The organism is Microbulbifer maximicatervae (SeqCode), from assembly GCF_052467955.1.
This window is the reverse complement of the sequence record NZ_CP174329.1, coordinates 4,659,029-4,671,483: the sequence shown is the minus strand read 5'-3', so window position 1 is coordinate 4,671,483 and position 12,455 is coordinate 4,659,029. Positions and strand designations below refer to the sequence as shown.

Here is a 12,455-nt window from a genome sequence, read left to right as displayed (position 1 = left end):
GTTTTTCGGTTTATGGGGGCTTTTCAATGGAGTATCGCCAACTCGGCACCACCAACCTTAAGGTCAGCCAGATTTGCCTGGGCACCATGACTTATGGTGAACAAAATAATGAAGCTGAATCCGCTGAGCAACTCGACTATGCAATATCTCAAGGGGTTAACTTTATTGATTGCGCGGAAATGTATCCCGTACCGCCACGGCCAGAAACCCAGGGCCGAACCGAGGAATATATCGGCAACTGGTTGGCTGCGCGAGGAGGCAGGCACCAGGTTATTGTCGCAACTAAAGTGGCGGGCCGCAGTGCCGCCAATTCAGGTGTTGGCCATATTCGCTCGGGTCCCCGTCTGAACCGAGAGCAGATTTTGCAGGCTTGTGATGATTCCTTAAAACGGTTGCGCACTGACTATATCGACCTCTACCAGGTCCACTGGCCTGAAAGGCAAACTAATTTCTTCGGGCGCCTGGACTATGTCCACGGCAGCGACGATGGTGTGTCTATAGCTGAAACATTGGGCGCGCTTGAGGAGTTGGTTGAGCAAGGTAAGGTTCGTCATATCGGTGTTTCCAATGAGACCCCCTGGGGTATGTTTGAGTACCTGCAGCAGTCGATTGCCTACGGAAAGCCAAGGATTGTATCGATTCAAAACCCCTACAGTCTTTTAAACAGGGCTTTTGAAGTTGGCTGCGCTGAAATTGCTATTCGCGAGAGGTGTGGCCTATTGGCGTACTCCCCCCTCGCATTTGGGGTTCTTTCGGGCAAGTATCTGGGGGGAAGGAAGCCGGAGGGTGCACGACTTACCCGCTATGATCGCTTTCAGCGCTACGCTGGAGAGCGAACCTTGGCTGCGACCCAGGCCTATGTGGATTTGGCCCGGGAGTTTGGTCTGGACCCTGCGCAGATGGCACTGGCATTCGTGAATCAGCAGCCATTTGTTACTTCAAATATCATTGGCGCCACAACTATCGAGCAATTGCGTTCCAATATTTCCAGCATTGAAATGACCCTGGATGGTGAGCAATTAGCGGCTATCGAAGCTATACACCAGGGGAATCCCAACCCGGCGCCCTAAAAGGGTAGAGTCTGAATTCTATTGATGAAAGCCTGTGATGCCTCTGAAAGCCCCGAAGGAATAATGCGGAATGAATCAGGGGCTGCCCAACTATAATTGGGGTAGTCGCCATGAAAATATGGCTGCCAGAATAGATAGCGGTAATCGTTATGGAAACTACTGGACATCACACACTGAAGGACTTGTTTTCCCAGTTGGGGCTGGCGTCTGAAGATGCACAGATCCATGAATTTCTGGTCACTCACTATTTGCACCGTCATGAGAAGCTTTCCTCCGCCTCCTTTTGGAGTGATGGGCAACGAGAGTTCCTGGAGAATGCCATTTTGGATGATTCGGATTGGTGTGTCGCAGTGGATGAGTTGGACACCCTATTAAGGCACTGACCTCCTGTGGCTGTTACGCGCTCCCCGCTCTCTTCGCATAGGGTATACTACGTCGTTTTCAACCGACTTAGGTTGCGCCTCGGCGCCACACCCTGATATAGATCTGATGGAAAAACCCCGATTTCGCGCGGCGCTGCTGCATCCTCGCTACTGGCTGACCTGGCTGCTTTTTGCACTATGGTTTTTGATCGCGCAATTGCCCTATCGCTGGCAGTTGGCCATGGGCCGTGCGTTTGGCCGCCTAATGCTAAGAGTAGCTACCAGCCGGCGCACGATTGCTGAACGTAATCTCGCGCTGTGCTTCCCCGAGCTGGGGGAAAATGAGCGAACTGAACTTCTTAAGCGTAATTTTGAGTCCAGTGGTATCGCCTTGATGGAAACCGGCATGGCCTGGTTTCGCTCTGCAACGTGGTTACGGAAACGCTTTACCTTTGAAGGGCTGGAAGCCCTGCAGGCCATCCAGGCCCAAGGCCAGGGCGTTCTCCTGATGGCCATGCATTTCACTACCCTTGAAATCGGCGCCGCCATGATGGGGATGAGTATTACTCTCGATGGCATGTATCGGCCGCACAAAAATCCGGTTTATGACTACATGCAGCGCAAAGGGCGAGAGCGCCATACTGAGAATGGTAGTGTTTATCAGCGTAAAGATGTGCGCGGGGTATTGCGAGCCCTGCAGCGCGGGCGTGCGGTCTGGTATGCTCCGGATCAGGATTACGGGATTAAGCAGGGGATCTTTGCTCCTTTCTTCGATGTTCCGGCGGCGACTGTTACGGGAACCTCACGGTTCGCCAGGGTCGGCAAGGCCAAAGTGGTGCCCTATGTGGTGGCACGACTGGATGATGGCTCAGGTTACCGTTTGAAGATTTACGATCCTATTGAGCAGATCCCTTCGGGAGATGAGCTGCAAGATGCCATTTTGGTGAACCAGTTTATCGAAGCGCGTATTCGCGAGGCCCCAGAACAATACATGTGGGTGCATCGCCGTTTTAAGACCCGTCCTGAAGGGGCAGAAAACGTGTATCACGGGGTACGCAAAAAGAAGAAGAAACGCAAAAGAATGGCGAGCTAGTCGCACTGGCGCAGATACCCTGGCCTAAGTAACATACTGAACTGACTCTGGCGGTGGTATTCCGGGTGGAGTGCAAAAAATAAGGAGTGAGGATGTTAACCGGTAGTATGGTGGCCCTGGCCACCCCAATGTACGCAGACGGAAGCCCGGATTGGGACAGCCTGCACAACCTCGTTGAGTGGCATATCGAGCAGGGGACCCGAGCACTGGTTGCGGTGGGGACTACCGGTGAATCTGCAACCTTGGACTTCAATGAGCATATTGAGGTTATTCGACGTGTTGTGGACCAAGTGGCAGGTCGAGTGCCAGTGATTGCTGGAACTGGCGCAAACTCTACTTCTGAAGCGATTGACCTCACAGAGAATGCCGCCCGATGTGGTGCAGATGCCTGTCTGCTGGTTACACCTTATTACAATAAGCCCACCCAAGAAGGCCTCTACCAGCACTATCGTGCGGTGGCCAAGGCTGTCTCCATTCCCCAAATTCTCTACAATGTTCCCGGCCGCACAGCAGTAGATATGCTGCCAGAAACGGTACAGCGCCTGGCGTTGGTCGGCAATATCGTAGGCGTCAAGGAGGCCACTGGTGACCTGGAGCGGGCTAAGGTTTTAATAGATACTCTGCCCGAAGGGTTTGCCGTTTACTCTGGCGACGATAGTACCGCGGTTGAACTAATGTTACTGGGTGGTCATGGAAATATTAGTGTAACCGCTAATGTGGCTCCCGCAGCAGTGGCCCAAATGTGTGAAGCGGCGCTGGCCGGTGATGCGGTGACTGCACGGACAATTGACCAGCGAATACAAATATTGCACAAAGTGCTGTTTTTGGAGTCCAATCCGATACCGGTGAAATGGGCTCTCCGGGAGATGGGTCGTGTCGACGGTGGAATACGCCTACCTCTGACAAGTTTATCCCCTGAGCACCACGGAACAGTGCGCGAAGCTCTGCGCAGTGCCGGTGTACTCTAAACCCGCGAACTGAGAATTAACCAGGATAGCTTTAATGAAAAAATTGACCGTTGGAGCCGGGCTCTTTATCTCCAGTATTACACTGGCGGGGTGCGGTGTGTTCGGCAACGATGGCTATTTCCGCGATCGCAGTAATGATTACCAGCATGCCGATAGCCTGACGCCTCTGCGGATACCTGAAGGTGTTAATACCAAGCACCAGGAGGAACTCTATGAGATCCCCCAGATTGCAGGAGAGCAGCTGGCCCAAGGGGAATTTGAAGTTCCGCGTCCTCAAGCGCTTTCAGTGAATGCGGGTCTGGAGAGAGTAAAGATTCAAAAGCTCGGCGGAAATCGCTGGGTGCTGGTATCCCAGCCTCCTGAAGAGGTGTGGCCCCAGTTGCACCAATTCCTTCGCAGCTCAGGCTTGAATATAGAAATGTCAGATGCCAATGCGGGTGTGATGGAAACTGCTTGGATGGCCTTTAAAGAGAGCCCTGACACTAAAGATAAGTATCGCTTGCAGGTAGAAACCGGTGTGCAACCCGATACGACAGAGATTCATGTACGCCACTTGTCTGTGCCTTCTGCTGCCCCGGTTGGCGGTAGCGTTAATTGGCCAGACCGCTCTTCGAGCCCTGAGCGAGAAGGGTGGATGATTGATGAAATGTCCACGGCTCTGGCGTCAGAAACAGCTGCTGCTACAGCGTCTTTGGTTGCCCAGGCAATTGGTAGCAGCTCACTTAAGGTCCAGTTGAGGGAGCCTGCTGGTCATGAGCCCTATATTGCAATGGGGCTCGAAATGGATCGGGCCTGGGCTACTGTCGCTCATGCTGTGAATTCTGGTGCTTATCGTCTACACCGTGAAGATTCCGATATTGGACTTTTTTACGTCACCTACGATGAAGACCGTGCACTTGCTTCTGATGAGGAAGATGGCGACGGAGGTTGGTTCTCCTGGGGTAGCAAGAGCGATGAAGATGAGCTGGCAGAGAGCGCTGATCAGGTAAGCCTACAGCAGATCTTGGCTGGAATTGATATGACTGAGGGTGCTGAACCTGCTCTCTTCAAGGAAATCAAAGGCCTGGGAGTAGAAACCGCTACAAGCGAGGCTTATCCCGGCTATCTGATTGTTATTCGTGGCAATGACGATGAGATTGAAGTGCGCGTGCGCGATACTCGCGGACAGCCGCTTTCAAAGAATGAAGCTTCCCAGCTGCTTCAATCTATCCAGCAGAACCTTATTTAATGGGCCTGCGCTTCGCCTCTTTGGGAAGCGGCAGTAAAGGCAATGGAACAGTGGTCGCCAGTGGCGACCACTTTCTTTTGGTTGACTGCGGTTTTACCATCAAGGAAACCGAACGCCGTATGGCGCGGCTCGGTATGTCTCCCGCTGATATCTCTGCGATTGTGGTTACCCACGAACACAGTGATCACCTCTCTGGTGTAGGTCCACTTGCGCGCAGATATGGCCTGCCTGTCTACCTGACGCCCGGTACTTTTAAGGCGCGTGATATTGGCAGGTTACCGGAGCTGCACTTAATTGAGGGGCACCAGCCCTTTGTCGTCGCTGATATTGAAGTAACCCCGGTCGCGGTTCCCCACGATGCTCGTGAGGCGGCGCAGTTTGTGTTTCGCTGTCGCGGTAGCAGTCTGGGCTTGTTGACGGATCTGGGGACTATCACCCCTCATGTTGAAGCGCACTTTGGTGATTGTGATGCCTTGGTTCTAGAGGCAAATCACGACCCCCTGATGCTCGCTCAAGGACCTTATCCACCTTCGTTGAAGCGACGCGTTGGAGGTGCCTATGGCCACCTGAGTAATCAGCAGGCTGCTGGCTTCCTACAGCGTGTTGGCTATGAGCAGCTACAGCACCTGGTTGTAGCCCATATCAGTGAAAAAAATAACAGCCTTGCCCTGGCAAAGGAGGCCCTGGCAGAGGTTGCCGAAACAGTGGAGAGCTGTATTTTTGCCTGTCAGCAGGAAGGCTTTGACTGGCTTACAGTGGAAAGCAGAAGTTAAGGTCGCTATCTATCCCCAGCTTATATCTGTTTAAATGCGACAAAATTGTTTGTTGTATTTAAACGGGGTGGGCTATGGAAATACTACTGGTTTATTTGTTGGTTGGTGCCGCTGCTGGAACTATTGCCGGACTATTTGGCGTAGGTGGTGGCCTGATCATTGTCCCTGCCTTGGTCTTTGTTTTCACCGCCATGGGGATATCCCCTGAAATCCTCACCCACATGGCTGTGGGTACCTCCCTAGCAACAATCATTGTCACTTCAATCAGTTCAGTGCGCGCCCACAACAAGAAAAGGGCGGTGGACTGGAAGATCTTTGGGGTTATGGCTCCAGGCATTTTAATCGGCTCCTGGGCCGGTGGTGCCACTGCTGAACTGTTGCCCGGTGCCTGGCTGCAGCTGCTGATCGGCGTCTTTGCGATCGTGATTGCGGTGAGGATGTGGCTTAGTGGTGCCCGGCACGATCAATTAACGGAGGGGGCCGGCAACTTACCAAGGTCATCTTTATTGCTATCTGCTGGGGGAGTTATCGGCTGGGTATCCGCGATTTTTGGTATCGGTGGGGGCTCACTAACCGTTCCATTTTTATCCCGTTGCCGGGTGAAGATGCAGCGTGCGGTTGCTACGTCGGCGGCTTGTGGTCTTCCCATTGCGGTTGCGGGTGCACTGAGCTTTGGATTCCAGGGCTGGAACAATCAACTTCTACCGGAATGGAGTAGTGGCTATGTGTACTGGCCTGCGTTTTTTGGAATTGTTATCACCAGCACGTTTTTTGCCCGCTTTGGTGCCAATCTCGCCCATCGCCTTTCTCCCAAAATGCTTAAGCATTGCTTTGCTGTTTTGCTGTTTATTATTGGGGTGCGCTTTATCTGGCTGAATGTCGGTTTGTTACAAGGCTTGCTTTAGGCGAGGGAAAATAAAAAAGGCCACTGCATAGCAGTGGCCTTTTTTTTGGAATACAGCTAAGTATTAGGCCGTTTTAGTGGAGCCTTCAGCGGTCGCAGTATTCTGGGGTGCTTCTGAGTCAGTTTCCCAGTACTTGGACTTGAGACTGATCAAGGCCAGGATGATACCCACTCCGATTGTGAACAAGCTGATTTGTAGGAACAGGTTTGGCATCTCAGCAACATTGTTCGGATCGAAGTTACCTGACAGAAGACCGGCAAAGAGGTTGCCGATAGAGTAAGTCAGAACAAAGACACCCATCATCTGGCCAGCAAAGCGGCGAGGAGAAAGTTTACTTACTGCACTCAGGGCCACTGGGCTCAGGCAGAGTTCACCGACAGTGTGCAGGAAGTAAGTGGCTACCAGCCAGTAAGGAGCAACTTTCAGGCCCGCTGCTGCGTATTGAGCGGCAAAGAACATTACCAGGAAGCCACTGGCCATGATGATCAGGCCAAGTGCACATTTCAGCCCATAGGATGGGGTGATCATGCGTTTGCCCAGGTTAATCCACAGCGCGGCAAAGAAGGGGGACAGAGTAATGATAAAGATGGAGTTAAAGCTTTGTAGCCAGGAGGTTGGCATTTCAAAGCTGCCAATCAGGCGATCCGTGTAGTCGCGGCCGAATAGGTTCAGTGAGGAACCCGCTTGCTCGAAGCCCGACCAGAAAAAGGTAGAGGCTACGCAGACTAGGAATAGCGCCCACATTTTCTTTTTCTCTGACCCGCTCAGCTGGCCGCCAAAGTAGATAAAGCCAAAGTAGGCAAGGAAAGTTAGGGTGAAGGCTACTGCTACGTACTTGGCTATTTCTACTGGGTTGATGGTGATATTACCATTCATCACCAGGCCAGTAATCACCGCAACACCGACTACAACAGCACCGATTATGCGCCAAGCGAGCTTTGCCTTTTCTGGCGAAAGTGGGTTCTCGGGATTGAGGCTGGCCCCTCCCAGGTTGTCGATAGTACGGCGATATTGGAACAAACCAATTGCCATCCCCACAGCGGCTGCGCCAAAGCCCCAGTGCCAGCCCCAGTCTTCACTTTCACCGAAATACCCGCAGACGGCATAACCAATGATTGAGCCCATGTTGATGCCCATATAGTACAGTGCGTATCCACTATCGCGGCGAACATCATCTGGTTGGTACAGGTGGCCAACTGCTGCACTGATATTGGGCTTGAGCAGGCCTGTGCCGGTAGCAACAAGGATCAAGCCTATAAAGAAGCTCCAACTGGCTGGGATAGCGAGCACAATATGGCCACACATAATGATGATGCCGCCATACCAAATGGTGCGTTGTCCTCCTAGTAGGCGGTCTGCAATCCAACCACCGGGCAGGCCGAGGAAATACACGGCGCCAGTGTAGAGCCCATAAATGGCTCCTGCTGCTGCAACGGTAAAGGCCAAGCCCTCTTCCTGAAGGCTGGCTGTCATAAACAGCACAAGCAGGGCTCGCATACCGTAGTAACTCATCCGCTCCCACATTTCTGTGAAGAAAAGTGTTGAGAGCCCTTTCGGGTGGCCAAAAAAGCCGGCGTCATTTTGGTCTATATTTGACGACATAAGCTGAAATTCCAGTTGTTATAGCTCTAATGCAATATGCTGTTGCATATTAGGAAGGCAGCCTGGCCAGGGAGCTGAAATTTCAGAGCCCTTTGGCTAGCCAGGTAATTCATCCGTGTGTCAGAGTACTATTTTTTTCCTGTATTGCTCTTGTTTAAAGAGGTCGGGACCGATTCGGGTCTGCACTGGGTGTTTCCAGCCAGCTCAAAGGCCCAAATGTTTGTAGAGTCTACCTCCTGCGTAACTTGGAAAGTTTACCAGCTGTCTATTTAACAGGCGAACTGTTGTGAGGTTATTCATAAAAATGGCAACAGGGTACTTTGTGAGTCTGTAAATTAGAGTTAAATCCTGTTGTGATCCTAATCTTGAGGGGAAATAACTGTGAAGCTTCTGTTCGGACTTACTCTAGTGCTACTGGCCACTGGTTGCTCCCAGTCTCCAAGCCGCCATGTGGAAATTGCAGATAGCGATCATGTCTTAAGTGGCAAAGCGGTTTTCGGCCGGCCAGTTGAGAAATTTGAGCTACCAAGTGAGGAATTATTAGATCTTGATAACGATATAGAATCATACCTCAGTACGATTTCTCCCGGCTCAGCTCCCGATGTGCGGTTAAAGGGGCTGCTTGGCGCCTTCCGTCAGGGAGATATGCAATTTGAATACGATGCCGATAGTACCCTTCCCGCAATAGAGGCTTATCACCGAAAGCGTGGCAATTGCCTGACATTTACCTTATTGATGGTAGCTATGGCTAGACAATTGGGTGCCCAAGCTTATTTTAATGAGGTAGATGTACCTCCAGTTTGGAACCAGGATGAGGCCGAAATCTTCGTTGTCTACCGCCATGTGAACATGGTGTCCGAGCATGCACGGGGCCGGCGGGTGATTGACTTCAACTTGGCTGCTTATGACCCTATCTACAAGCAGCAAAAGCTCGAGGATAGAGTTGCTTTTGCGCTCTATTACAGCAATCGGGGGGTTGAGTTGATGCGCGAGGGAGAAGAGAGGCAAGCATTTTTGTACCTGCGCAAAGCTATTCAGTTACACCCGAATAGGGCGGACCTATGGTCAAACCTAGGAGCTTTCTACAGCCACTTTAACCATCTTGACGAAGCTGAACAGAGTTATTTACAGGCGTTAAACCTGCAAAAGGGAAACCTTGTTGCGAATAGTAATTTAGAGCGTTTGTATCGTAGCACAGGTAGGGAAGTGCTGGCTGATGGCTACGCAGATAGGGTTCGCTATCATCGTGAGAGAAACCCTTATTACATTTACTATCAGGCGCGGGAAGCCTATGAAAATGGCAAGTTTAAGCTGGCTGAAAAGCGCCTTCGAAGGGCTATAAGAGCCGATAGCAGTGATCACCGGTTTCATTTTTTGTTGGGATTAACTCGATACCAGCTTGGGGATGTGGTGTCTTCCAGGGAGAGCTTTACGGAGGCATTTTCACTGGTAAATAATTTATCCGTTAAAAATAGATATATGAATAAGTTAGAGTTCTTAATGGGCGCTGGGGAGTAGTTAGTGTAAGAGCGGTTGTAACTTTATTTGCGAATACTTAACTAGAAAAAATAAGGGCGCCAAATAGCGCCCTTATCGATTTGACTTAGAAAGTCAGTACTTAGAACTGGTAGCTAACACCAGCCCAGGCGTAGCGGCCTTGGAAGTCGTAAGTACCATTCCAGTCGCTACCAGAGGTAGTAGACGGTTCGCGATCGGTGACGTTGTCGATACCTGCAGTAAGACGCATGGAATCGTTAACATCCCAACCTGCTTTCAAGTTCAGGTAGGTGTGTGAAGGCATATCCATATAGGGGCTATGGCCATCACCGATATACTGAATGTCTGCTCCAAAGTCCCAGCTGTCGGCATACCAGGTTGCACTGGCCAGCCCGCGCCATTTGGTGTATGCGTCGCCAGTAGTGCCTATGTAGTCTACATAGTCAGTAGTTTGGTCAGTCTGGGTGTTGTACTCCTCATACTCAAGCAGGTGGGTCGCTTGAGCGCGCAGAGCCAGCTTACCAGCATCGTAGTAAAGGTTTTGAACTACGTCGATATCAATACCACTGGTATTAATTTCGCCAATATTCAGCAGAGAGCCTTCCAGGTAGTTAATTTGCCCACTGGTACCACGGCTAACAAGCTCACAGGCAGAGCTGATACCGTCTCTGTAGCAATCATCCAAAATCTGCTGCGTGTCGGCATCTGTGATGGCGTCTTTGATTTGGATATCGAAGTAGTCCAGGGTAATGGACAGGTCTTCTACAAAGCTAGGAGTCCAAACAATACCAGCGGTGAAACTTGTTGATTCTTCAGGCTGAAGATCTTCGTTACCACCGATGTTTGTCGGTACCTGGGAGCCGGCTTGGGTGAAGCCCGCGCTTACCATGTCGCAGTTTGCGCCCTGGCCAGCAGAGTTGTTGCTGCTAGTGTCACATGGGTCGATGAGATACTCGTAGCTCTGTGAAGAACCGCTGTAGAGCTCATAAATGCCTGGAGCACGGAATGCAGTAGACAAGCTGGTACGGAAGCGCAGGTTTTCAGTCGGCGCATAGACTGCACCGAGCTTGTAAGTCGCTTGGCCGCCAAATGTGTCGTAGTCGGAATAACGAACAGCGGCGTCAACAGACAGCTCATCCGCATACTTTAAGCCAGCCAGGATAGGCAGGTTAAACTCGGCAAATACTTCAGTTACAGCGAAGTCTCCGGATGTCGCATCTTGCTGGTTGCTAAATGTGGCACCGGATTGAGTTTCTTCACTGGGGTTAAATTCGCCAGACTCCTCTCGATATTCAAGACCAGCAGCAAACCCTAAGGCACCGCCTTGGAATTGAATCTGTTCGATGTCTCCAGTCAAGCTCGCGCCGACATTGAGCATGTCGTACTCGTTGTCTTCGCGATCGGTGTAGCTGATGTAGTCGATAACTTCATCGCTCATGCCACCGAGGAACTGAATATCCTCGTCAGCAATTCCACTTTCCCCATCCAGGATTTCCTGCAGCATTGTTTTGCTGATGGAATTTCCGACAGTGTTTTCACCTTCGTTTTTACCGTAGCTTACGAAAGCGTCCCAGCCCCAACCATTGGCAAGATCTCCGCGTAAGCCGCCGAGGATACGGTAGGTTTCAGTTTTCTGTTCGGAGTCACGAGTTCCACCGGCTACAGGGCGCAGGCGAACATCAGAGAGGCCGTCTGACCAGCTGTCCCCGTGGGTTGCAGTTGGTGCTGTAGGCTCAAGATCCTCAGGGCTACCTTGTGCTTCCCACTCTGCAACTGCAGCATTGTAAGCTGCAAGTTCAATCTGGTAAGCATCTTCAGCTACCTGCCATGCTTCTGCCAATTGCTCTTGAACTTCATCAGAGAGGTGGTCAGCGGTCAGGTTGAGGCCATTGCCAGCGTACATGGGCTGAGCGGCAAGCTGCTGATTGGTAGTTTTCAGGGTGTAAGAACCTTCCCCGTAAAACTCAATGTCGTCGGTAATGGAGTATGAGCCACTTCCGGTGAAGCTGGTGCGCTCCATGGAACCGGAAAGCCACATGTATTGGCCGATATCATAGCTGGAGTAATCACCCAAAGTGACACCGTCATCGGCAACGCTGAAGGAGCCGTAGTTGGTAAAGATATTACCGGTGGGAGACATTGAGCTTTGCAGGCCCGCCCAGTCGCGGTCGCTATAAGCGATTTCGTCGCGCTTACTGTGAGTCACGTTAGCGATAAACTGGCCACGGTCGAACTCTTTACCAAAAGTGATAGAAAGTTCGCCATTCTCACCACCGCCAGCTTCGGTTGCTCCCGCACGAGCATTTATACGAACGCCGTCGAAAGAGTCTTTCAGGACTACGTTAATTACGCCTGCAACCGCGTCGGAACCGTATACAGCAGACGCACCGTCGGTCAGTACTTCGATGCGGTCGATCATGTCTACAGGGATATTGTTCATATCTACTGCAGAGGCTACGCCAGAGCTGGACGATACGAAGCGACGACCGTTAACGAGAACCAGGGTACGTGCAGAACCTAGGTTGCGAAGATCTACAAATGAAAGACCAGCACCGCCGTTGTTGTCATTTGCATTGATGCCGGTGGTGCCCATAGAAGGAAGTTGGTTCAGCAGCTCATCAATAGTGCCTACACCAGAGCGTTGAATCGCTTCGGAATCAACCAGGGTGATTGGTCCGGTAGTGGACAGTGGGTCACGAGCAATGCGCGAGCCAGTAACAATTACTTCTTCTACCTCTGCGCCAACATCAGCAGATTCCTGAGCAAAAGCGCCAGTGCTGGCGATGGTGCCCAGAGCAGCGATGGCGATGCTCAATTTGGTCTTGATCATAGTGGAACCTTCTTATACTTAAGGTGCTTATTAGGCTTTATTCGATAAAAAGCTTTAAGTGACATGAGTGACTTTAATGCATATTTGCTTATTATGGAACTATTGTGACATTTCATGCACCCAATAA

At 51.2% G+C, this 12,455-nt stretch carries 10 protein-coding genes; 8 read left to right on the top strand and 2 right to left on the bottom strand.

What is annotated here, in order from left to right:
* Positions 1 to 26: 26 nt before the first annotated feature.
* The 7 genes from ACJJI5_RS20080 (at position 27) to ACJJI5_RS20050 (ending at position 6,399) form a co-directional block, all read left to right on the top strand.
* On the top strand, positions 27 to 1,070 hold the full coding sequence (locus ACJJI5_RS20080; protein ID WP_445355030.1) for an NADP(H)-dependent aldo-keto reductase: 1,044 nt from the start codon (positions 27 to 29) through the stop codon (positions 1,068 to 1,070).
* 149 nt (positions 1,071 to 1,219) lie between these two features.
* Positions 1,220 to 1,453 (top strand): DUF2789 family protein, encoded by a 234-nt coding sequence (locus ACJJI5_RS20075; protein ID WP_413664456.1) that lies wholly within the window; start codon positions 1,220 to 1,222, stop codon positions 1,451 to 1,453.
* A gap of 106 nt (positions 1,454 to 1,559) precedes the next feature.
* On the top strand, positions 1,560 to 2,525 hold the full coding sequence (gene lpxL, locus ACJJI5_RS20070) for an LpxL/LpxP family Kdo(2)-lipid IV(A) lauroyl/palmitoleoyl acyltransferase (protein WP_445355029.1): 966 nt from the start codon (positions 1,560 to 1,562) through the stop codon (positions 2,523 to 2,525).
* Positions 2,526 to 2,617: 92 nt separating this feature from the next.
* A complete protein-coding gene (dapA, locus tag ACJJI5_RS20065; RefSeq protein ID WP_444926725.1) occupies positions 2,618 to 3,493 on the top strand; it encodes a 4-hydroxy-tetrahydrodipicolinate synthase in 876 nt (291 codons plus the stop codon).
* Between the two features lie 34 nt (positions 3,494 to 3,527).
* A complete protein-coding gene (locus ACJJI5_RS20060) occupies positions 3,528 to 4,721 on the top strand; it encodes an NlpB/DapX family lipoprotein (RefSeq protein ID WP_444939981.1) in 1,194 nt (397 codons plus the stop codon).
* Entirely contained in the window at positions 4,721 to 5,494 is a 774-nt protein-coding gene (locus ACJJI5_RS20055; RefSeq protein WP_444906358.1) for an MBL fold metallo-hydrolase, read from the top strand. The genes ACJJI5_RS20060 and ACJJI5_RS20055 overlap by 1 nt, the downstream gene beginning before the upstream one ends.
* A 74-nt stretch (positions 5,495 to 5,568) precedes the next feature.
* Positions 5,569 to 6,399, top strand: coding sequence for a sulfite exporter TauE/SafE family protein (locus tag ACJJI5_RS20050; RefSeq protein ID WP_445355028.1), 831 nt, complete (start codon positions 5,569 to 5,571; stop codon positions 6,397 to 6,399).
* Between the two features lie 63 nt (positions 6,400 to 6,462).
* Here the strand turns inward: ACJJI5_RS20050 and ACJJI5_RS20045 are convergent, their stop codons facing one another.
* A complete protein-coding gene (locus tag ACJJI5_RS20045) occupies positions 6,463 to 8,001 on the bottom strand; it encodes a peptide MFS transporter (RefSeq protein WP_445355027.1) in 1,539 nt (512 codons plus the stop codon).
* Between the two features lie 381 nt (positions 8,002 to 8,382).
* On the opposite strand from ACJJI5_RS20045, the gene ACJJI5_RS20040 reads away from it, so the two are divergent.
* The gene (locus ACJJI5_RS20040) at positions 8,383 to 9,519 is read left to right on the top strand and encodes a tetratricopeptide repeat protein (protein ID WP_445355026.1); all 1,137 of its coding nucleotides are present in this window, start codon (positions 8,383 to 8,385) and stop codon (positions 9,517 to 9,519) included.
* Positions 9,520 to 9,619: 100 nt separating this feature from the next.
* On the opposite strand, the gene ACJJI5_RS20035 is transcribed toward ACJJI5_RS20040, so the two are convergent.
* Positions 9,620 to 12,328: a TonB-dependent receptor plug domain-containing protein gene (locus ACJJI5_RS20035; protein ID WP_445355025.1), complete on the bottom strand. Its 2,709-nt coding sequence runs from the start codon at positions 12,326 to 12,328 to the stop codon at positions 9,620 to 9,622.
* Positions 12,329 to 12,455: the final 127 nt, after the last annotated feature.